The following is a 21,563-nucleotide window of genomic DNA, read 5'->3' as shown; positions in this document are numbered from 1 at the left end:
ATTGTAGGATAGCCCCAAGGATTTCAGAGTTAAGCCAATAACTTCGCGGGGAGTATTTAACAAACTGTAGTGTCCCTGAACTGCTGGGTGCCATAGGGCATGCCAATCTCTAGGTTCCCAGCCCAAATCGGCAAAAAAATCGCGGCGATAAACAAGGACGGTTGCCCCCCAGCGATAGGGAAGACCCCAGAAGGCATCATCTTTGCTAATGAATTGAAGAAACGGCTGCCACGGCTCAGGCCAGTTAAATCCATTTTGAATGAGTTGTTTTGGAATCGGGGCAATCTGGCGCTTTGCCAGGGCTACAGGTAGCCAGGCATCTCCAAGACTGAGCACCGCGGTGCCTAGGGCGCCTTCAGCTAGGGTATTGGCCAGAGCCTGGGGAGTCTCCCGCAGCCGCAAACGAACTGAGACACCCGTCTGTTGGCGAAATCGCTGAATGAGTTGAGGTGGTAAGGATTTACGCAGTAGATGAACAGTTAGCCCAGTATTGGCACTTGCTTGACACCCACTGAGGGCGATCGCTCCAAGGGCAAAGACCCCCTGACAAAATTGCCGCCGCTGCATTAGCGTTGCCATCGAAACTGCAATTGACTCGGCTGAGCCGGATCTCCCAGTTGCTCGATGCCGCGATCATTGGCCACAAGGTGCCGCAGGATCAGGTAGATGCGCTCCAGTTGATCGGGAGCGTTGACAGCGGTGGCGATCGCCCCTAAGTCAAGGGGTTCATCACTTTGTTCTAAAACTTTGACAATCTGCCGTTGAAGCGCCAAATTTGCCGCCGCTGCTTTTTTTCCGGCTTCTACCCCCGGCTGATGGTAGGCATTGATATTCACCAAGAAGCCATAGAGACCCACTGCTCGCTCGTAGAGGGCAATCAGGGCACCCACTGTTTTCGGTGTCACCTCTGGGATTGTCACCGTCAAGGAAGGGCGGTTCTTTTCATAGAGGGCTTGGCGCGTACCTAGGAGCAGGCCACTGAGGTAATCTCCTGAGGTAATTCCCGGCTCCACCTCAATGCCGGGTTCTTGAGCATCCCGCAGCACTTCAATAAACGTGACAAAGAAGTTGGGCAGACCATCCCGCAACTGCTGCACATAGGCATGCTGATCCGTTGTCCCTTTGTTGCCATAGACTGCAATCCCTTGGTGGACAATGTTGCCATCGAGGTCTTTTTCTTTGCCGAGGGATTCCATGACCAACTGTTGCAAGTAGCGGCTAAACAACAACAGGCTATCTTTGTAGGGGAGGACAACCATATCCTTTTCACCCCGACCCTTGCCTGCATGGTGCCAAGCCAAGGCCAGTAGGGCAGCGGGATTTTGACGGATCTGCGGCACACGGGTCGCCTGATCCATCAGCTTGGCTCCTTCAAGCAGAGCGTCAATATCAATCCCTTGCAGGGCGGCGGGCAACAGACCCACCGTTGAAAGTTCAGAGGTGCGCCCCCCCACCCAGTCAAACATCGGGAAAATGGCAAGCCAGCCGTTTGACTCCGCCACTTGGGCAAGACCACTACCGGGCATGGTAACAGCTACAGCGTGATCAGCAAAGGCAAGGCCGGCTCGTTGGAAGCGAGCTTGGGTCTCTAGCATGCCATTGCGGGTTTCCGGTGTCCCCCCCGATTTGGAAATAACAATCACCAATGTCGTCCGCAGCCGATCCCCCAGTTCGGCAAAAACGCGCTCAAACCCCGCGGGATCGGTGTTATCGAGAAAGTGAATGTTGAGGGGGGGATTTACAGGAGCAAGGGCAGCCGCTACAAATTGCGGGCCTAGGGCAGAGCCGCCAATACCAATGGAGAGAATATCGGTAAAGCGTCCCCCTTGGGGTGGGGCAATGGTGCCACTGTGGACTTGCTGACTAAACTGCTTCACTTGGGCAATGGCATCGCAAATTTCTGCGCGCAATTCCGGAGTCGGTGCCAAATCGGCATCCCGTAGCCAGTAGTGCCCCACCATGCGACCCTCATCGGGATTGGCGATCGCCCCCGCTTCCAATTCCTTCATTTGCTGAAAGGCGTGCTCAAAGGCTGGCTCTAGGCGCTGTACGACCGCCGGGGTCAAGCCCATACGACTGACATCCACATAGAATTCCAATTCAGGGTGGTAGTATAACCAGTCTTGGTAATGCTGCCAAAGAGCCAAAGCATCCATAAACACACTCTCGCGCTACGATCTCAGCGTACCTCAACAACTGTCCCCTACTGAGAAAGCTGAGTTTTCCCTTAATAAACACCCGAGCTAGACTGCGCTTTTAGAACAGTGGCAAATTCCTCTAAGGCTATCCGCAAGCGATCGCCCGCCACCTCAACGAAATCATTGTGATTGGCACCCTCGACCCAGAGGAAAAATTTTGGCTCACGGGCAATGGCAAAAAGGTACTGGCCATGAGGAAAGGGCACGATGCTGTCGGCAGTACCGTGGAGAATTAACACCGGCACCTTTAGATGTGGCAGTTTATTCCTGTTGATAAATCGATCAAAGGGAAACAGTGGGAAAGGCACCACCACCCGAAAGATGGAAGTGAAGGTATTTTCTAACACCAACCCCGCAACCGCAACCCGTGTCGCCAGTTCCGTTGCTACTCCACCGCCTAGAGAACGACCATAGAGAATCACCCGTTCTGGAGGTACTCGCAGTTCCTTTGTGAGATAGGTATAGGCAGCTAAGGCATCTTCGTAGGCGTGACGCTCACTAGGCCTGCCCGAACTCAAGCCATAGCCACGATAGTCGTAGGCGAGGACGGAAAACCCCCACTGCCGCAGCCGCTCAAGAAAGGGTTCCACCATGCCGAGGTCTTCAGCGTTGCCGTGACTAAAAAGCAGTGTAAACTGAGCGTCTGGATTGGGGACATACCGCACCGCAAGACGATCGCCCTGACCCACTGGAATCAGTGTGAATGCCGCAGAAAGGGAATAGGTAGGACGCGGCGGATGGAAGATGAGTGCATCAGCGCCAAAGTAGAGATAGACCGCAATAATCAAGTAAATGAGGAGTGCTGATCGCCCCAAGCGCAGCCAGCTCCACTCCCCTAGTACCCAATCTCGTAGCCAACTCATTTAGAGGTAGAGTGCAGACTTGGTGCCACCATAGGCAGTGTCCCCAGGGGTTGATCTCCCTGCTGAGCGAGTGGGGGGACCACTTCCCGCACGCGGGCAATCACCTGACCTGTGGTTGCATCGTAAATCTGTGTCAATAGCTTAGGATAGAGGCCAATGCCAATAATCGGCACCAACAGGCAGGCAATGATAAACACCTCACGGGGTTCGGCATCCACAAGGGCTTCATGCTCAACCAGTTCCTTGTTTTCAGGGCCGTAGAAAATTTCCCGCAGCATCGAAAGTAGGTAAATCGGCGTCAGAATCACCCCCACTGCGGCCAAAAAGACCACAATCACCCGGAAGGGCAAAGAATAGGCATCACTAGTGGCAAAGCCAATAAAGACCATCAGTTCAGCCACAAAACCACTCATCCCCGGTAAGGCAAGGGAGGCCAAGGAGCAGGCCGTAAACATGGCAAAGATCTTCTTCATTTTCTGGCCGACTCCGCCCATTTCCTCAAGAATCAATGTATGGGTACGGTCATAGGTGGCTCCCACCAAGAAAAAGAGGCTCGCCCCGATTAGGCCGTGGGAGACCATTTGTAATATTGCCCCACTCATACCCAAATCGGTAAAGGAGGCAATACCAATCAGCACAAAGCCCATATGGGAAATTGAGGAATAGGCAATTTTGCGTTTCAAATTCCGCTGGGCATAGGAAGTCAACGCTGCATAAATAATATTGACTACCCCTAAAACCACCAGCACCGGCGCAAACTTGGCATGGGCTGCCGGCAGCATATCCACATTCATGCGAATTAGGGCATAGCCCCCCATCTTGAGGAGAATTCCCGCCAACAGCATGTGCACTGGTGCCGTTGCTTCCCCGTGGGCATCGGGCAGCCATGTGTGGAGAGGTACAATTGGCAGTTTGACCCCATAGGCAACTAAAAAGCCCGCATAGACCAAGAGTTGAAAACCAAGGGCATAATCCTTAGCCGCCAAGGTTTGCATGTCAAAGCTAATCGTGTCGCCGTAAAAGGCCATAGCCAAGCCCGCCACCAAAATAAATAGGGAGCTGCCAGCCGTGTAAAGAATAAACTTTGTGGCTGCATACTGACGTTTGTGGCCGCCCCAAATCGCCAAGAGCAGGTACACCGGAATTAGCTCCAACTCCCAAGCAAGGAAGAACACCAGCATATCCTGCACAGCAAAGACAGCAACCTGCCCCCCATACATGGCCAGCATTAAAAAGTAAAACAGTCGCGGCTTTAGCGTCACCGGCCAAGCGGCCAAAATTGCTAGGGTGGTAATAAAGCCCGTGAGCAAAATTAGCGGCATCGAGAGGCCATCTGCCCCCACTGACCAGCGCAGGCCAATCCCAGGAATCCAGTCATAGCTTTCCCACAGTTGCATGCCGGGGGTATTCAGGTCATAGGCAGTCGTGAAGGCATAGACCATCAAGGCAAAGTCAATTAGCCCCACCGTTAAGGCGTACCAGCGAATTGGGCGCCCTTTGCCGCTGGTATCCGGAATGAAGGGGATCGCCAAGGAGGCCACAATTGGGAACAGGATAATTGTTGTCAGCCAAGGAAACGTACTCATGGCAATTGTCTTTACTCCTGCAGCAGTTGGCAAAGAACCGTGACCAGTGTTTAGGCTTGCACCGAGAAGATGACAAATCCTAACACTGCCAACAGCACAATTAGGGCATAAAATTGGGCACGGCCGTTCTGGAAGTACTTCAAGCCTTCACCCGTAACCATTGTGACAAAGCCCGTGAGGTTGACCACCCCATCCACCACGTTGTAATCCACTTCCAAGACCTGACGTGCCAAGCGACGACAGCCTTTGATAAAGACTGCTTCGTAAAGTTCATCGAAGTACCACTTGTGCAGCGAGAACTGATACAGGGGTTCAATGGCTTTGGCGATCGCCTGCGGACGGGGAGTCCCTTTGAGATACATCAGGGAAGCGATGGTGATGCCAATCAGGCCAATACCCACAGAGCTGCTGCCAAGGATGAGGAACTCTGTCAAATCCACCGCGTGCTCCGCCATTCTCTCTTCAGCGGGAGCATGGATAAAGGCTTCAAAGAGATTGTTGAAGGGAGTACCCACAAAACCAATCAATGTCGAAGGAATTGCTAGTACCACCAAAGGCAGCGTCATTGTCCAAGGAGATTCATGGGGTTCAGCAGCGTGGTCATCGTGGTGCCCATCGTGATCATGCTGCTCCTGTAACTCTGGGGGCACATTGCGGAACTTGCCTTCAAAGGTCATGAAGTACATGCGGAACATGTAAAAGGCAGTTAAGCCAGCCGTAAGCCACGTCAGTACCCACATTGCCGGGTTGGCATGAAAAACTGCACCTAAAATTTCATCCTTCGACCAAAAGCCCGCAAAGGGAGGCACGCCAGAAATGGCCAAGCACCCCACCAGAAAGGTTGCCCCCGTAATGGGCATATACTTGCGCAGACCCCCCATGTAGCGCATATCTTGAGCCAAATCAGGGTTATGGCCAACCACCCCTTCCATACCATGGATCACCGACCCCGATCCCAGAAAGAGCATGGCTTTGAAGTAGGCATGGGTCATTAGATGAAAAAGGCCGGCACTATAGGCGCCTACGCCCATTCCCATGACCATGTAGCCCAGTTGGGAAATTGTTGAATAGGCCAAGCTCTTCTTGATGTCGTTTTGAGTGATGGCAATGGTTGCCCCCATAAACGCCGTAAAGGCACCCGTCCAGGCAATGAGGGTCATCACTTGGGGCAGTTGCTCAAATACAGGGAACATCCGCGCAATCAGAAACACGCCGGCTGCCACCATTGTTGCCGCGTGAATCAAAGCAGAAATGGGTGTCGGGCCTTCCATTGCATCCGGCAGCCATACGTGCAGGGGAAATTGGGCAGACTTAGCTACAGGACCAAGGAAGACCAAGATGGCCAAAATGGCCGCAAGGCTGGGGGACAGCAGCCCCGTATTCACCAGCTCCGTCAGGCGATCGCCCATTTCCCCAAACTCAAATGTACCCGTTGCCCAGAACAGGCCCACCATACCCAACAGAAGGCCAAAATCCCCAACGCGGTTGGTGACAAAGGCTTTTTGTGCTGCTTCCGCTGCGCTTTTGCGGTCATACCAGAAGCCAATCAGCAGGTAGGAGCACATCCCCACCAATTCCCAAAAGATATAGACCTGCACCAAGTTGGGGCTGACCACCAACCCCAGCATAGAGGAACCAAACAGGCTCAAGTAGGCAAAAAAGCGCACATAGCCAGCATCGTGAGCCATGTAGCCATCGCTGTAGAGCATGACTAAAAAGGCCACCGTAGTAACGATGACCAACATCAAGGCCGCTAGGGGGTCAATTACGTATCCCATAGCAATGTGGAGATTGCCCGCCGCTGCCCATTCAATCATTTGCGTATAGGGGGCATGGCCTTGGACTTGGCTCCAAAAGAGGCTTAGAGAATGCCCCATGGCAATGGCCATCAAGGCCATGATGAAAATAGCACTGGGTCGCCGCAGTTTCGAGGTGGTCTCTGAGAAAGCAATCAAGCCGAAGCCAACAATCAGCGCTCCCAAAAGGGGTAAAACAGGAATCAGCCAAGCGTATTGATATAGGGGTTCCATGCGTGCCACCTAACTTTCCATGAGAGCTGCCTGCCTAGAAAACCCAATAGGTATGAATCGCTAGTGTAGGCAAAACCCTCTACATTTTGCCATATCCCTTTTAACAAGCGATGAGGGGTAGCAGTTACAGAAAATTAAAAAAACGGATTTTTTAGCTTTGCCGCCATCAAAAGCCATGCTCACCACCTTTTTCTAGCCATGGGGCACATCTAAAAAAATGAGATGATCTCCTACAGTGGCTTTTGCAGCGTTGTCTGTCTTGCAGTCTTGCCAAAAGAGCTGTAGTGACGGAACAAATCAAAAAACACTACCTGTCTAACAATGCATTGATGCACCGATGGGGAAGATTGCGATGGAGTTGCATTTTGTGATAGGACGCTTATACTTGCTAGGGTCTGTCATTGGCGGGGCAATCGCCTTAATTTTTATCCCCCCTACCACCCTTGCCCAAAATGTTCCCGACTCTCGCATGGTGCAACGGGTCGAGAACGCCACATTTGTCCTTGGTGAGTTTACATTTAACAACAACAATCGCATTCCTCCAAAGATTGTCCAGCGTGCCCAAGGGATTGCCATTATTCCCAATGTGGTTCAAGCAGGCTTTATTTTTGGGGGTCGCCGGGGTGCTGGGATTCTTTTAGTCCGCAATGAAAATAACGAATGGAGCAAACCTGCCTTCATTACCCTGACGGGGGGAAGCTTTGGTCTGCAAATTGGTGCCCAATCCACGGATGTGGTGTTGGCCTTTATGGATAAATCCGTAGTCATGCGCAGCTTGGCGCAGTCGTTTCGCCTAGGAGGCAATGTCTCCGTTGCCGCAGGCCCGGTGGGTGGGGAAGTTGTCAGTCCCACCGACCCCAGTCCTCAAGTCTTTTCCTATACTCGCAGTGCAGGTCTTTTTGCCGGCGTTGCCCTTGAAGGCGCCAATATTAGTTTTGACCGCAGCGCCAATACTCGCTTCTATGGCCGGCGCAACTTGACCCCCACACAAATTTTCGCCAACTCGCCCCCTCTGCCTGCTCCGCCGGTTCTTAACGGTCTCTACAATGCCCTTGCCCGTGCAGCTCGCTAATGCTCTATCCAGACAGTGGTAAGATAGCAGTCAATAGTCCGCACTCTATAGAAGGAACACTATGGCACAGGGACAGGGTTTCGGCTTCGGTTTGGGCAAAATGAAGGAGCTGGCCGCAGCCATCCAGAAAGCGCAACAAGTTCAAGAAGGCGCCAAGAAGCTGCAAGAAGACCTTGAAAAAATGGACATTGAGGGTCAAGCAGCGGGGGGGGCCGTTAAAGTGATTATGAGTGGTACCCAAGAACCCCGCCGCGTTGAAATTAGCCCAGATCTCCTCAGTGAAGGGGCAGAGGTTCTCTCCGATTTGGTCACAGCTGCCATGCGCGATGCCTACCAAAAATCCACCGCCACCATGCGGGAACGGATGGAAGAGTTAACAGGCAGCTTAAACGTGCCGGGTCTTGGTTGATGCACTCCCCTGTCCACCACGGCACCCAAGCTGTGGCTGCTGATTGTTGAAGATGAGCCAATGATGCAACGGGGGCTAGGACAAGCCCTCCTAGAGTAATTTGCTGTGGTGGGCTGTCAAGACTTATGTGCGGGGTATTTTGAACAAGTTGGCGGTGGATGACCGTGTGCAGGCCGCAGTTGTTGCACTTCGTAATGGTTTAGTTTAAGCGTTCCCCAAGATTTTACTGGGAAGGGGAATCAGATTCTTTGGCTCCCCCTGAGAAACTTCAGCCATTACGGTTCCCACTGGATTGAACAACTGGCTTGGCATCCCAAGGGCGTGTATTTAGCCGCAGGGGGCACCCAAGGAGAACTCTGGGTCTGGCAAGCAAGTTAGAGAGAACCCGTATGGTAGGATGTTGCTGCGGGTTTAAGCTAGAGTGCCGATGAAACTCATTGATCGCTATGGCCGCCTTTTTGGCAAGGTAAGTCTTTTAGATCTTGGGGCAGGAGTTGTTCTCCTGTGCGTTTTGGCGGGATTATTCCTTCTGCCGGGGCGATCGGGCACCTCCTTAGCACAAATGACTGCTGCACAACCCATTGAGGTGGATATTCTCGTTCTTGGTCTGAGTACTCCCACTCCCCAAGACCTCATTCCCAAAGGCAGTACCGCCAACTTTATCATTCGCAACCAGCCCTATGGCCAAATTACTGTGAAAAATGTACAGGTACTGCCGCGTACAGTTACCGTTTCCCAGCCCGATGGATCGGTCAAAGCACTGCCAGACCCCCGCCCAGAGATGGCCTTTAGCAGCAATCTACTGCTGACCCTTGAAGGGCGAGGCCAAATTACTAAAAATGGCCCTGTCTTGGGGAATACTGGCATCAAAGTAGGGACACCCGTAGAACTAGAGGGCAAAGAGTATAATTTTCGCGCCTCAGTAATTGCCGTTAGACCGTTGTAGGACAATAGGCAATGCAGTCAATTTCAACCTTGACCCCCTTAGGAAGGCGCGAGACCTCCACACAGGCTCGGGCAGGCGCTGTGTCAGTATCCATGTACTCAGCATAGATTTCATTCATAGCTGTGAAGTCATTGAGGTCTGCAAGATACACGGTTGTTTTCACGACCTGTGACCAATCACTGCCAGCGGCCTTGAGGACAGCACCGAGGTTGTCCATCACTTGGCGGGTCTGCTCCTTGACATCTTCCCCACCGACAATCTCACCCGTTTTGGGATCGAGGGCAATTTGCCCTGCAAGAAAGACCCACTCCCCTTGCCGCACCGCTTGGCTATAGGGGCCAACAGGCATAGGCGCATCAGGGGTATAAATAATCACTTTTGTCATAAAACTTAAAACAATTACATCGAGGGCGCGATCGCTCTAATCGCTGATTTTACAGGGGATTGAGCCACATCTACCTGTAGCAAATCAATGGATATGATAGCCGATATATTATGCATTTATACCCCCACAATCATGTCAAGAATTCAAGCATCTTAAATAATGTTAATTATCGGCAAAGTCTGTACTCCCCTTCTATAATGCTGAATTGAGCATTCGCCTCCCGAACGGGCTTTATCGCTCCATTCTGGGTCTTTAGATTCACGATTCTTCACAATCATTGATCTAAAGATCTTTCTATATTGCCGAGGTGAATGCCCTCGTTCCTTCCTTGCCTAAGAGAGAGGAGAGACTCGATGACCATCAGTCCACCGGAGCGAGAGCCAAAGGTCAGAGTCGTGGTTGACAATGACCCGGTGCCCACATCGTTTGAAAAATGGGCAAAACCCGGGCATTTTGACCGCACCTTGGCCAGAGGACCCCAAACCACCACATGGATTTGGAACCTCCACGCTCTTGCCCACGATTTTGATACACACACGAGCGACCTTGAAGATATTTCCCGCAAAATCTTCAGTGCACACTTCGGCCATCTGGCTGTGGTGTTCATCTGGCTAAGTGGGATGTACTTCCACGGTGCAAAATTCTCAAACTATGAGGCTTGGCTGGCCGATCCCACCGGTATCAAGCCCAGTGCTCAAGTAGTCTGGCCCATTGTGGGTCAAGGCATTCTCAATGGTGATGTCGGCGGTGGTTTCCACGGCATCCAAATCACCTCGGGGCTATTCCAACTGTGGCGTGCCTCTGGGATCACCAATGAGTTCCAGCTTTACTGCACCGCAATCGGTGGCTTGGTCATGGCTGGCTTAATGCTCTTTGCAGGCTGGTTCCACTATCACAAGCGCGCTCCTAAGCTGGAATGGTTCCAAAACGTGGAATCCATGCTCAACCACCACCTCGCCGGGCTACTGGGCTTGGGGTCTTTGGCTTGGGCAGGTCACCAGATCCACGTGTCACTACCCATCAACAAACTTTTGGATGCAGGGGTCGCTGTTAAGGATATTCCCTTGCCCCATGAGTTTATCCTCAACCCCAGCTTGATGGCTGAGCTTTATCCCAAAGTGGATTGGGGCTTCTTTAGTGGCGTCATTCCCTTCTTCACTTTTAATTGGGCTACCTACTCGGATTTCCTGACCTTTAACGGTGGCTTGAACCCCGTTACCGGTGGCCTATGGCTGTCGGATAGCGCTCACCATCACCTAGCGATCGCTGTCCTCTTTATTATTGCTGGCCACATGTACCGCACCAATTGGGGGATCGGCCACAGCCTCAAAGAGATTCTTGAAGCCCACAAAGGCCCCTTCACTGGTGCCGGCCACAAAGGTCTCTATGAAGTGCTGACCACCTCTTGGCATGCCCAACTGGCCATCAACCTTGCCATGATGGGTTCGCTGAGCATTATTGTGGCCCAGCACATGTATGCCATGCCCCCCTATCCTTACTTGGCCACCGACTATCCAACCCAACTGTCGCTATTTACCCACCACATGTGGATTGGCGGCTTCTTAATTGTGGGGGGAGCTGCCCATGGTGCCATCTTTATGGTGCGTGACTACGATCCGGCAATGAATCAAAACAATGTCCTGGATCGCGTACTGCGCCATCGCGATGCCATCATTTCTCACCTAAACTGGGTGTGCATCTTCTTGGGCTTCCACAGTTTCGGCCTGTACGTCCACAACGACACGATGCGCGCCTTTGGTCGTCCTCAAGACATGTTCTCCGACACGGGGATTCAACTTCAGCCCGTATTTGCCCAATGGGTACAACATCTGCACACCCTAGCTCCCGGTGGCACTGCTCCCAATGCAGCAGCCACTGCCAGTGTGGCGTTTGGCGGTGATGTGGTTGCCGTCGGCGGCAAAGTCGCTATGATGCCCATTGTTTTGGGAACTGCCGACTTCATGGTGCACCATATTCACGCTTTCACGATCCACGTGACGGTGCTAATTCTGCTGAAAGGCCTACTCTTTGCCCGCAGCTCTCGCTTGATTCCCGATAAAGCCAACTTGGGCTTCCGCTTCCCCTGCGATGGTCCCGGTCGGGGCGGTACCTGCCAAGTTTCCGGTTGGGATCATGTCTTTTTGGGTCTGTTCTGGATGTACAACTGCATCTCCGTTGTGATTTTCCACTTCAGTTGGAAGATGCAGTCGGATGTCTGGGGTACTGTTGCCCCCGATGGCACGGTATCTCACATCACGGGCGGTAACTTTGCCCAAAGTGCCATCACCATCAATGGCTGGCTACGGGACTTCCTGTGGGCACAATCTTCTCAGGTGATTGGCTCCTATGGTTCAGCCCTATCCGCTTATGGTTTGTTGTTCTTGGGTGCCCACTTCATTTGGGCCTTCAGCCTCATGTTCCTCTTCAGCGGCCGTGGCTACTGGCAAGAGCTGATTGAGTCTATCGTTTGGGCTCACAACAAACTGAAGGTTGCACCGGCAATCCAGCCCCGTGCCCTGAGCATCATTCAAGGCCGTGCTGTCGGTGTAGCCCATTACCTCCTAGGGGGGATTGCCACCACTTGGGCATTCTTCCTAGCTCGGATTATTTCTGTAGGATAGGGGCGAGGAGGAGATAACTCACTATGGCAACTAAATTTCCGAAGTTTAGCCAAGACCTCGCACAGGATCCGACTACACGCCGGATTTGGTACGCCATCGCCATGGCTCACGATTTTGAAAGCCACGATGGCATGACCGAGGAAAATCTTTACCAAAAGATTTTTGCCTCCCACTTTGGGCATCTGGCCATCATCTTCCTGTGGGTGTCTGGCAGCCTATTCCATGTGGCATGGCAGGGAAACTTTGAGCAATGGATTCAAGACCCTGTCAACACCCGTCCCATCGCCCATGCGATCTGGGATCCCCAATTTGGCAAAGCCGCAGTGGATGCTTTCACCCAAGCGGGAGCTTCTAACCCTGTGGATATTGCCTACTCTGGTGTCTATCACTGGTGGTACACCATTGGTATGCGCACCAACGGCGACCTGTACCAAGGTGCGATCTTCCTACTGATTTTGGCTTCGCTGGCTCTCTTTGCCGGCTGGCTGCACCTGCAACCCAAATTCCGTCCTAGCCTTTCTTGGTTTAAAAATGCCGAATCTCGGCTGAACCACCACTTGGCGGGTCTGTTTGGGGTGAGTTCCTTGGCTTGGGCGGGTCACCTAATTCATGTGGCCATTCCTGAGTCTCGTGGGCAGCATGTGGGCTGGGATAACTTCCTCAGCACCATGCCCCACCCTGCCGGTCTAGCGCCTTTCTTTACGGGGAACTGGGGCGTTTACGCCCAAAACCCGGACACGGCTAGCCATATCTTTGGCACTGCAGAGGGGGCGGGAACTGCTATTCTCACCTTCTTGGGCGGTTTCCATCCGCAAACTGAGTCTCTCTGGCTCACAGATATGGCGCACCACCACCTTGCAATCGCTGTGCTCTTTATCGTGGCGGGCCACATGTACCGCACCCAGTTTGGGATTGGCCACAGCATTAAAGAGATGATGGATGCCAAGGACTTCTTTGGCACGAAGGTGGAAGGGCCTTTCAACATGCCTCACCAAGGCATTTATGAGACCTACAACAACTCGCTGCACTTCCAGTTGGGTTGGCACTTGGCCTGCTTGGGGGTGATCACTTCTTTGGTGGCTCAGCATATGTACTCGCTGCCACCCTATGCCTTCATCGCCCAAGACCACACCACCATGGCCGCCCTCTACACCCACCACCAGTACATTGCTGGCTTTTTGATGGTGGGAGCTTTTGCCCATGGTGCTATCTTCTTAGTGCGGGATTATGATCCCGCCCAAAACAAAGGCAACGTGTTGGATCGGGTACTGCAACACAAAGAGGCGATCATTTCCCACCTGAGCTGGGTGTCTCTCTTCTTGGGCTTCCACACGTTGGGTCTTTATGTCCACAACGATGTGGTCGTGGCCTTTGGTACCCCTGAGAAGCAAATTCTCATTGAGCCGGTCTTTGCTCAATTTATTCAAGCGGCCCATGGCAAACTGCTCTATGGCTTTGATACGCTGCTGTCGAATCCCGATAGCATTGCTAGCACCGCTTGGCCTAACTACGGCAACGTCTGGCTACCCGGCTGGCTTGATGCCATCAACAGTGGCACTAACTCTCTGTTCTTAACAATTGGTCCTGGGGACTTCTTGGTACACCACGCCATTGCCTTGGGGCTGCACACCACGACATTGATCCTTGTGAAAGGCGCCTTGGATGCCCGTGGCTCCAAACTGATGCCAGATAAAAAAGACTTCGGCTATGCTTTCCCCTGTGATGGGCCTGGCCGGGGCGGCACCTGCGACATTTCCGCTTGGGATGCCTTCTATCTGGCAATGTTCTGGATGCTGAATACCATTGGTTGGGTGACCTTCTACTGGCACTGGAAGCACCTCGGTGTCTGGGAAGGAAATGTGGCTCAGTTCAACGAAAACTCCACCTACCTCATGGGTTGGCTGCGGGATTACCTCTGGTTGAACTCGTCCCAGCTCATCAATGGTTACAATCCCTTTGGCACCAATAATCTGTCGGTATGGGCATGGATGTTCCTGTTCGGTCACCTCGTGTGGGCGACGGGCTTCATGTTCCTCATTAGCTGGCGCGGTTATTGGCAAGAGCTGATTGAAACCTTGGTGTGGGCCCATGAGCGCACTCCCTTGGCCAACTTGGTGCGTTGGAAAGATAAGCCCGTTGCCCTCTCGATTGTGCAAGCTCGCTTAGTGGGTCTGGCACACTTTAGTGTGGGCTACATTCTGACTTACGCAGCCTTTCTCATTGCTTCAACAGCAGCCAAATTTGGCTGATTTTCCTAGGCTGACCTGAGTTTCTAAAATCCCCTACCCTCGGGTGGGGGATTTTTGTGCTGGATTAAGAGTTTGCAAAGTTTCTATGGAAATTTTTTTGCTTTGGTAGGATAGGGCTAGCTTTTAGCGTTGGGCTGCTTTCGTTGTGACTGAGGAAGAATAAGATGCCTAATAAGCTGCTAAACCTTTGTTGGTTGCCAAGAGCTTCTCTTGCTCAGCTCATCCAAGAATCTCCCTCTATGGGCGAGCAACTTCAAGAAAGCATTGGTCTTAACTTGAATGACCTAAGGGGACTGCTCATTCAATTGATTACGGCAGTAGCACTCCTCATCTTGGGTTGGATTGCGGCGCTAATTTTCGCAAAACTGACCCAGCTCCTTTTGAAGCGTCTTCAGTTTGACACGCGGCTGACCCAATTCCTAGGCGGCGATAGTGAGGCGGTGCGGAGGGTTTCTATTGCCAGTATTATCAGTGGCATTGTTTTTTGGGTCATCTTTCTGGTGGCTGTGGTCATGTTTTTAGATGCCCTGCGGTTAACCACAGCTTCTCAACCCCTCAACGCATTTCTCAATCAGGTCTTTAGCTTCCTGCCTAAACTGGGAGCAGCGATTATTTTGGGTGCGGTGGCTTGGATGGTGGCGACATTGGCCAAGTTGGCGGCTGTGCGGTCAGCCCAAACCCTAAATTTAGATCGTCCCCTAGAGCAGTTGGCCGAGGGGGAAGCAGCGTCTCCCCCTATTTTGTTTAGTGACATGCTGGGGAATGTGCTCTATTGGTTTGTGTTGTTATTTTTCTTGCCCTTGATTTTAGGAGTTCTTGACCTTCAGGGGGCTCTTCAGCCTGTGCAAAATCTGCTCAACGATATTCTAGGGGCGCTGCCCTTTATCTTGAAGGCAGTAATTATTGCAGTTGTGGGCTGGCTAATTGCACGGATTGTGCGCGGCTTGGTGGTGAATTTAATGACTGCTTTAGGTGTGCAGCGCTTGGGTGAACGGCTCAGGCTGGGACAGGGAACACTGGGTGAATCCCTGACAACTGGTGCGGGCACATTGGTCTATGTGTTGATTTTGATTCCCACGGCGATCGCGGCTTTGGAGGCGCTGCAAATTGCAGCCATTAGTGCGCCGGCAACAGCAATGCTCAATCAGATTTTGCTGGCACTACCGCGCATCTTTACGGCGGGGGTGATTTTGGTGCTGGCCTATTTCATTGGTCGTTTTGTGGCGGATACACTGACGGGCTTTTTGGCTAGCTTGGGCTTTGACCAAGTATTTGTTTGGCTAGGCTTACCGACCCCTCCTGCCGAAGGAGAACAGGCCGCTGAGACGCAGCGCCAGTGGCGTCAGCCCTCGGAAATCGCTGGCATTGTCGTATTGGTTGGCATTGTCTTGGTGGGCGCGATCGCTGCTGTTGAAGTGCTTGAGATTCCGGCATTGACGGCGTTTGTCAGTGCCCTACTGGTCATTTTGGGTCAAGTGCTGGTGGGGATTGTCATCTTTGCGGTGGGTCTGTATTTGGCAAATTTGGCTTTTCGTGTGGTTGCCGCTACGGGTGGATCCCAAGCCCGCTTTTTGGCGCAGGCGGCGCGAATTGCCATTCTTGCCTTTGTGGGGGCAATGGCACTGCAACAAATGGGCATTGCGGCCAGTATTGTAAATTTGGCCTTTGGCCTGCTCTTTGGTTCCATTGCAGTGGCGATCGCCCTCGCTTTTGGGTTGGGATGTCGCCAAATTGCAGCGGCGCAGGTGGAGGAGTGGATTGCGTTGCTCAAGGGCAAGCAGTCTGATTCGCAATAACTGTGCAATGCCGCAATAACTAGGTACAGGGACAGCCCTTACAAGAGTCCTAAGACTAAACTGGGCTGTCCTATTTTGCTATGGTTTAACTTAGTAGCGCACAAAACACTGTTTGAGCTGATTGTTTCCTGGCTGGTAGAGGACGTAACTAGCCATACTGGGCTGTCGCCCTACAGAACCCACGCCAATGAGACGCCGTTGTGACAGGTCAAAGGTTTGTTCCTCCCTGCCGTCTAGGGTTTTCACCTCACTGGTTAAGGCTTCTGCACGAATCCAGCAGTCAAACAGTTCTCCAGAACGTCCGCAAAATAGCTGATTGGCATCGGCTCGAATTAGGCGATCGCATAACACCACTGGAGAGGTGGCTGGCGTTAAGACTTCTGAGGCACTGACCGGACTGCCATGCACTAAAAGACAATCTAGCTCATGGAAACCAAAGGGGAGCGATCGCAACCACTGCACCGAAGAACGGGAAATGGACTCCCACAGCCGGCCAACTGCTGCCTCTCCTTGCTGGGCAATCAACTCAGGAACTTCCCCCGATATGCCGACACCGAATAGATTAAAGCATTGCTCCTCCCACCAGCCTATACAAATCTGAGGTTCTAAAGGCTCTAGATCAGGCATTTGTAAACGTTGCACAACGGCGTCATTTTCCCCCTTAAGACCAATAATGTCCCCTAGGACATAAAGCGTCGTAATGGGGGGACGCTGTCGCTGTAAATCCCTAAGCACTGCCTCCAGTGCTCTCAAATTCCCCTCAATACCGCTAAGGATAGCCCAGTGAGCGATCATCGCTGGCACACGTGATGAGGATCATCAGCTCGTTCTGCAAACTCCATGCCCCGTGCCAATCGCCATGCAAAAATTGGTGGCAACCCCTGCTCAAGAATGGCGGCACAGGTTTTTTGGTAATCGTAGGGAACTTCCCGTAGCGTAACTTCTTGGGTATCAGTGTCGTAGATAACGTAGGTGGCATTGGGACGGCCATGCCGTGGCTCTCCCACCGAGCCAGCATTGACAATCATCTTGACAGTTGCTTGAAATTCTTGGGGGGTTTCTCCCCTGTGCTGGACTCGAATCTTTCCCTCCCGTAAGTAGCGCACATAGGGAATGTGGGTGTGGCCACAGAAGAGAACCTCTGCTTGAGCAGCTAGGACTCGCTCAAGGGCAGCAAATCCATGCATGCTGGGCAGGAGATATTCATGTTGGCTATTAGGACTGCCGTGGACAAAGCACAGGTTTCCCTGACGTAGGGTCATCGGTAATTGGGCAAGGTAATCACGAACTTCAGGATGTAGCACCCGATTTGTCCATTCATGGGCACGTCGCCCCCGCTTCTCAGCTAATTGAGAAGGGTAGCTGCATTCACAGGCATTCAAACCCATGACAATATCTTCATCCCAGCACCCCTGACAGGTGGGAATGTCGAGAGAGCGAATCATCTCCACCACTGCATTGGGATAAGGACCATAGCCCACAAGATCCCCAAGACAGTAAATTTGATCTACTCGCTGACGATCAATATCCAACAGGACAGCATTCAGGGCTTCGTAGTTACCGTGAATACAGGATATTACTGCATACTTCATGGCCTAGGCCTCCACTTGTGTACGGTAGTGGGCTTGGTATTGCGCTAGAAGACTATCACTCAAAACTGCATCCTCTATGAGTTGACGAATGGCTGCCTTGTCTAGAGAGTGGCCGATTAGCTCTAAACCACTCCAGCGCTGGGGGCGCCCTTCTAACCAGGGTGGCACGTTGAGGTTGGTGTACTCGATCTCCTCAACACCTAGACAAAAGTCAACGGCAAAGGCTTGACCATCCGGTAGTTCAAAAATGCCTTTCAACCGCTGCACTGAACCATAGGCTCCCGCTGTCAGTTCCAGGAGCAGCTCATCTAAACTGGGAGGATCAAAGACTTGACCCGTGAGTTCTATTTGCCACAGCTGCGGCAAGGTTGGCGCGATCGCCGGCAGAGGCACCACCGCTTCAATCACCTCATCCGCCCATTGCCCTAGCTCCGTATCCTCTGGAGTGGCGATCGCCACCCGCTTAACCGAAGACACCGGAAGTTGCAACTGGTGGACGTCCAGGTGATAGCCAATCTCTAGAAAAAATTGCCCTTCCTTTGGCAACGTGTTCCAGCATTTCTCTAGGCTGATTGTGGGCAGGACTTGTAATCGTGGATAGAGATACCCCATGCGTACCAAGTCTACCCCCATTGCTCCATACCCCGGACAGGCGTAAAAAAGGGCTTTCTGCCAACTCTGGGCTGCTAATTGCTGCCGAATCCAGTGGGTCTTGCCGGCACCCCAACGACCGGCAACAACAATGACTTGGCAGGTATCCATGGCGTTGTTTAGTGGAAGGAGGGTTGATGGCGAATCAGGTCAAGAAATTCTTGACGAGTGCGGGCATCCTCTGCAAAAACCCCCTGCATTGAACTGGTGACAGTCCATGATCCTGGTTTTTGAACCCCGCGCATGACCATACACATGTGGGTGGCTTCAATCACCACTGCAACACCTTGGGGCTGAAGCAACCCCTGCAGGGCATCGGCAATTTGCTGGGTCAATCGCTCTTGGACTTGAAGACGCCGCGCATACATTTCACAAATGCGGGCAATTTTCGACAATCCAATCACTTTGCCATTGGGAATATAAGCCACATGGGCGCGACCAATAATCGGCAAAATATGGTGCTCACAGGAACTGAACAGATCAATGTCGCGCACTAAGACCATTTCGTTCGTGTCTTCGTGAAAAACAGCCCCATTGAGAATCTCATCAAGGGATTGATAATAGCCAGAGGTTAAAAATTTTAAGGCCTTGACCACTCGCTTGGGGGTGTCCCGCAGTCCCTCGCGATCCGGATTTTCACCCAACCCCATCAGTAGTACGCGCACAGCCTGCTCCATCTCAGCATCGGAAACACGGGGAGAAGGAGCCATTGGGAGTGCAGCAATGGCAGCATCTGCCGTGGTTAGTTCAGGAAGGGAAAATTGGGTCATGGCTTGAAGTTTCCGACAATTTGATAACGATTATCATTCTATTTCAGCGGCTTTAAAATGTAAAGAAAAGGTGTAGGGCAAACCCTACACCTAAACATATGAAATCAATTGAAAAAGAGCTATAGCTCTCCCTAAAGTTGGGGCACAAACTGCTCTTTATCAGGAACTACAGTGTACTCGGCAACAATTTGGCGAAACTCCTCGCCATCAATGGTTTCTTTTTCCACCAACAAGTCCACCAAGCGGTCAATGACCACTCGATTTTCGCGGATGATTTTGATAGCTAATTCGTAGCTGTGCTGGACTAATTCCCGCACTTGAGCGTCAATGCGAGCGGCAATTTCCTCGGAGTATTCAGTTCGAGATACCAGATCCCGACCTAGGAACACCTCACCATTTTGGGTCTCTAACGAGAGGGGCCCTAGGTCGGACATGCCAAAGCGGGTGACCATCTGCCGAGCCATGGCTGTTACCTGTTGCAGGTCATTCCCTGCGCCAGTGGTCACCTCAGCATCCCCAAAGACAACGTATTCGGCAGCGCGCCCCCCTAGAGCACCTGCCATGCGCGCCATTAACTGCGATCGCGAGATGAGACCCGCATCCTCTGAGGGCATAAACCAAGTGAGACCGCGGGCTTGGCCGCGAGGGACTAAGGTGACTTTTTGCACAGGATCGTGATCCTTAAGCAGGGTGCCGACAATAGCGTGACCCACCTCGTGGTAGGCAATGAGCCGCTTGCTTTTGCCGTCAATTAGCGGTGTACCCTCCATGCCAGCCACCACCCGATCAACTGCATCATCAATTTCCAGCATTGTAATTGCTGGTTTACGGCGGCGGGCGGTGAGGATAGCTGCTTCATTTAGCAGGTTAGCCAGATCGGCTCCTGTAAATCCAGGGGTGCGGCGGGCAATCGCCTCAAGGGAGACTTCAGGCGCCAGTTTTTTGTTACGGGCATGGACGCTGAGGATTGCCAAGCGACCCTTAATATCAGGGGCGTCAACAATGACTTGACGGTCAAAGCGGCCAGGACGCAACAGTGCTGCATCGAGGACATCCGGACGGTTTGTTGCCGCAATAACAATGATGCCAGTATTGCCCTCAAAGCCGTCCATTTCAGTCAGCAGTTGGTTGAGGGTTTGCTCCCGCTCATCGTTGCCTCCGCCAATCCCAGCTCCCCGCTGGCGACCCACGGCATCAATCTCGTCAATAAAAATCAAACAGGGCGCATTTTCCTTGGCTTTGCGGAAAAGATCCCGCACACGGGAGGCACCCACTCCGACAAACATTTCCACAAATTCTGACCCCGAGATGGAGAAGAAGGGTACCCCCGCCTCGCCGGCGATCGCTTTGGCCAACATTGTTTTGCCGGTGCCGGGCGGCCCTACCAATAGCACCCCCTTAGGAATACGGGCACCCACCGCCGTAAATTTCTCCGGCTTTTTCAGGAAGGTGACCACCTCTTGTAGTTCTTCCTTGGCCTCATCCACGCCGGCTACATCGTCAAACATGACACCCGTTTTGGCCTCCATTTGGAAACGGGCACGGGATTTACCAAAGTTCATCGCTTGACCTGGTCCTCCCGGCACGTTGCTGGAACGGCGGAAGAGGAAGAAGAGTCCCCCCAAAAGCAAAACGGGGAAAAGCAGGTTCCCCAATAGACTCCACAGGGCGCCATCATTGCGAGCCGGATGCACATCAATTTCTACATGCTGCTCTCGCAGTTTACTAATGACTTCTGGAGCTGTACCCGGCATATCCACCCGTACCCGCAGGGGGCGACCGTTAATCAACTCTGGATCAGAGACATCAACAATGGCGGTGCGACCGTTGTCGAAAATATCCACTTTGCTAATACGACCCGCATCCAAATAGTTGAGGAATCGCCCATAGCTCATGCGGGTACTCGCCGTATTGAGGGGAGGCTGACTTTGATTGAGCATTAAGTTGCTCGCCCCCTGCCAAAGGAGAAGGCCCACTAGCAGTAGGGGTATCGACCAAAGGAGAACAGTTTTCCAAGAGACTTTCATTGGCGGCGCTTTTTATCAGGTTCTTAACTAAATTTAACATATCCCTCCCAAAGGCGGGGTATTAGTTCATCATGCCCTCCACAAGGCGATCGCGCCGTTGTTGGAGAACTGCCCGCAGCAGTGGATAGCCCTGCAACTGAGGATCCTGTGCAATCAATTCAGTGGCTGCCGATCGCGCTGCCTCTAGGCAATCTTGATCCTCCACAAGGCTAGCCAAGGCAAAGTCTGGCAACCCCGATTGCCGCGTCCCCAGCACCTCCCCCGGACCGCGCAGCTGCAAATCCATTTCGGCGATAAAGAAGCCGTCCTGAGACTGTGCCAACACATTTAACCGTTGCTTGGCAGCCTCATTGCGAGAACTATTCAGT

17 protein-coding genes and 2 pseudogenes are annotated in these 21,563 nt (G+C 52.5%); 7 read left to right on the top strand and 12 right to left on the bottom strand.

What is annotated here, in order from left to right; all coding sequences use genetic code 11:
- The 5 genes from P3X23_RS09980 to P3X23_RS09960 form a co-directional block, all read right to left on the bottom strand.
- Window positions 1-579 (bottom strand): extracellular solute-binding protein (locus tag P3X23_RS09980; protein WP_300876158.1); only part of this gene is annotated, 579 nt, incomplete at its 3' end.
- Window positions 567-2,156: a glucose-6-phosphate isomerase gene (locus tag P3X23_RS09975; RefSeq protein WP_300876155.1), complete on the bottom strand. Its 1,590-nt coding sequence runs from the start codon at window positions 2,154-2,156 to the stop codon at window positions 567-569. The genes P3X23_RS09980 and P3X23_RS09975, both read right to left, overlap by 13 nt.
- Before the next feature lie 71 nt (window positions 2,157-2,227).
- Window positions 2,228-3,061 carry an alpha/beta hydrolase gene (locus P3X23_RS09970; protein ID WP_300876152.1) on the bottom strand — a complete coding sequence of 278 codons (834 nt, stop codon included), beginning with the start codon at window positions 3,059-3,061 and terminating at the stop codon, window positions 2,228-2,230.
- Window positions 3,058-4,647, bottom strand: a complete 1,590-nt coding sequence (ndhD1, locus tag P3X23_RS09965) for a photosynthetic/respiratory NAD(P)H-quinone oxidoreductase subunit D1 (protein ID WP_300876149.1) — start codon at window positions 4,645-4,647, stop codon at window positions 3,058-3,060. Before ndhD1 ends, P3X23_RS09970 begins: the two co-directional genes overlap by 4 nt.
- A gap of 50 nt (window positions 4,648-4,697) precedes the next feature.
- On the bottom strand, window positions 4,698-6,677 hold the full coding sequence (locus P3X23_RS09960; RefSeq protein WP_300876146.1) for an NAD(P)H-quinone oxidoreductase subunit 5: 1,980 nt from the start codon (window positions 6,675-6,677) through the stop codon (window positions 4,698-4,700).
- Window positions 6,678-7,029: 352 nt separating this feature from the next.
- On the opposite strand from P3X23_RS09960, the gene P3X23_RS09955 reads away from it, so the two are divergent.
- From P3X23_RS09955 to P3X23_RS09940, 4 genes and pseudogenes are all read left to right on the top strand, one after another.
- Window positions 7,030-7,749, top strand: coding sequence for a lipid-binding SYLF domain-containing protein (locus tag P3X23_RS09955; protein WP_300876143.1), 720 nt, complete (start codon window positions 7,030-7,032; stop codon window positions 7,747-7,749).
- Between the two features lie 61 nt (window positions 7,750-7,810).
- Entirely contained in the window at window positions 7,811-8,158 is a 348-nt protein-coding gene (locus P3X23_RS09950; RefSeq protein ID WP_300876140.1) for a YbaB/EbfC family nucleoid-associated protein, read from the top strand.
- A 115-nt stretch (window positions 8,159-8,273) separates the two neighbouring features.
- Window positions 8,274-8,366 (top strand): annotated as a pseudogene (locus tag P3X23_RS09945) (DNA-binding response regulator); the annotation flags it as partial.
- A 219-nt stretch (window positions 8,367-8,585) separates the two neighbouring features.
- Window positions 8,586-9,104, top strand: coding sequence for a DUF4330 domain-containing protein (locus P3X23_RS09940; RefSeq protein ID WP_300876138.1), 519 nt, complete (start codon window positions 8,586-8,588; stop codon window positions 9,102-9,104).
- On the opposite strand, the gene P3X23_RS09935 is transcribed toward P3X23_RS09940, so the two are convergent.
- Window positions 9,091-9,489 carry a RidA family protein gene (locus P3X23_RS09935; RefSeq protein WP_300876135.1) on the bottom strand — a complete coding sequence of 133 codons (399 nt, stop codon included), beginning with the start codon at window positions 9,487-9,489 and terminating at the stop codon, window positions 9,091-9,093. The genes P3X23_RS09940 and P3X23_RS09935 overlap by 14 nt on opposite strands.
- Window positions 9,490-9,842: 353 nt before the next feature.
- Between P3X23_RS09935 and psaA the strand changes: the two genes are divergently transcribed.
- From psaA to P3X23_RS09920, 3 genes are all read left to right on the top strand, one after another.
- Window positions 9,843-12,110: a photosystem I core protein PsaA gene (gene psaA / locus P3X23_RS09930; protein WP_300876132.1), complete on the top strand. Its 2,268-nt coding sequence runs from the start codon at window positions 9,843-9,845 to the stop codon at window positions 12,108-12,110.
- 23 nt (window positions 12,111-12,133) lie between these two features.
- A complete protein-coding gene (gene psaB, locus P3X23_RS09925; RefSeq protein WP_300876130.1) occupies window positions 12,134-14,359 on the top strand; it encodes a photosystem I core protein PsaB in 2,226 nt (741 codons plus the stop codon).
- A 239-nt stretch (window positions 14,360-14,598) separates the two neighbouring features.
- The gene (locus P3X23_RS09920) at window positions 14,599-16,155 is read left to right on the top strand and encodes a mechanosensitive ion channel (protein ID WP_300876128.1); all 1,557 of its coding nucleotides are present in this window, start codon (window positions 14,599-14,601) and stop codon (window positions 16,153-16,155) included.
- Between the two features lie 90 nt (window positions 16,156-16,245).
- On the opposite strand, the gene P3X23_RS09915 is transcribed toward P3X23_RS09920, so the two are convergent.
- From P3X23_RS09915 to P3X23_RS09890, 6 genes and pseudogenes are all read right to left on the bottom strand, one after another.
- Entirely contained in the window at window positions 16,246-16,950 is a 705-nt protein-coding gene (locus P3X23_RS09915) for a metallophosphoesterase (protein ID WP_300876126.1), read from the bottom strand.
- Entirely contained in the window at window positions 16,947-17,747 is an 801-nt protein-coding gene (locus tag P3X23_RS09910; protein WP_300876124.1) for a metallophosphoesterase family protein, read from the bottom strand. Before P3X23_RS09910 ends, P3X23_RS09915 begins: the two co-directional genes overlap by 4 nt.
- Before the next feature lie 3 nt (window positions 17,748-17,750).
- Window positions 17,751-18,509 carry a GTP-binding protein gene (locus P3X23_RS09905; protein ID WP_300876121.1) on the bottom strand — a complete coding sequence of 253 codons (759 nt, stop codon included), beginning with the start codon at window positions 18,507-18,509 and terminating at the stop codon, window positions 17,751-17,753.
- Between the two features lie 8 nt (window positions 18,510-18,517).
- Complete coding sequence (folE, locus tag P3X23_RS09900) at window positions 18,518-19,108, bottom strand: GTP cyclohydrolase I FolE (protein WP_300876160.1); 591 nt, start codon at window positions 19,106-19,108, stop codon at window positions 18,518-18,520.
- Between the two features lie 191 nt (window positions 19,109-19,299).
- A complete protein-coding gene (ftsH2, locus tag P3X23_RS09895; RefSeq protein ID WP_300876118.1) occupies window positions 19,300-21,195 on the bottom strand; it encodes an ATP-dependent zinc metalloprotease FtsH2 in 1,896 nt (631 codons plus the stop codon).
- A 61-nt stretch (window positions 21,196-21,256) separates the two neighbouring features.
- Window positions 21,257-21,563 (bottom strand): annotated as a pseudogene (locus P3X23_RS09890) (DNA helicase RecG); the annotation flags it as partial.

Source organism: Thermosynechococcus sp. Uc, assembly GCF_029335995.1.
In the GTDB taxonomy this organism is placed as follows: domain Bacteria; phylum Cyanobacteriota; class Cyanobacteriia; order Thermosynechococcales; family Thermosynechococcaceae; genus Thermosynechococcus.
The sequence above is the reverse complement of the archived record's forward strand: the minus strand, read 5'-3'. Positions and strand labels throughout refer to the sequence as shown.